The 537-nt window shown below is 70.6% G+C and carries 1 protein-coding gene and 1 pseudogene; both read left to right on the plus strand.

The window, feature by feature from the left end; genetic code table 11:
- Positions 1-357, plus strand: a 357-nt coding sequence (locus HUK84_RS22495; protein WP_176642079.1) for a laccase domain-containing protein, incomplete at its 5' end; no start/stop codon positions are given.
- Positions 354-537 (plus strand): annotated as a pseudogene (locus HUK84_RS22500) (hypothetical protein); the annotation flags it as partial. The gene HUK84_RS22495 and the pseudogene HUK84_RS22500, both read left to right, overlap by 4 nt.

Genomic DNA, 537 nt, shown 5'->3' on the forward strand with positions numbered 1-537 from the left:
ATGGCTCGGCTGGGGGCGCCGGCGGCGACGGTCCGGGCGGTCGTGGGACCCTGCATCGGGCAGCAGAGCTACGAGGTCGGGGCCGACATGCGCGCCCGGGCGCTGGCGGAGGACTCGGATGCCGAAGCCTTCTTTACCGATGGGCGGCGCGCGGAACATTACCAGTTCGACCTGGCCGGCTATTGCGTGGCACGGCTGCGGCGCGCCGGGATCGGCCGGGCAAGGGCGCTTGGTGTGGATACGCTGGGCGATACGCGGCATTTCTTCAGTCATCGGCGGCGTACTTTGGCGGGTGGCGGGCCGATCGGGCATCAGATTTCGGCGATCGCCCGGGCCGGTGCTACAAGCGGCGCATGATGCGTATCCCCGTTCTTCGCCATATGGCCGCGCTGGTGGCCATGGCCAGTGTCGGCCTGCTGTCCGGATGCCTGGACGTTCCGCATCCGTTTCGTGATCCGGGGCGCGAGGGGCGGTCGCTGGCAGGCAGTCCGCCGCCCGCGCGCCTGGCGGTGCCTGTGCCGCTTTCGGCCCTGTTGC

Origin of the sequence: Nguyenibacter vanlangensis (genome assembly GCF_013376155.1) — a bacterium.
Taxonomy (GTDB): domain Bacteria; phylum Pseudomonadota; class Alphaproteobacteria; order Acetobacterales; family Acetobacteraceae; genus Gluconacetobacter; species Gluconacetobacter vanlangensis.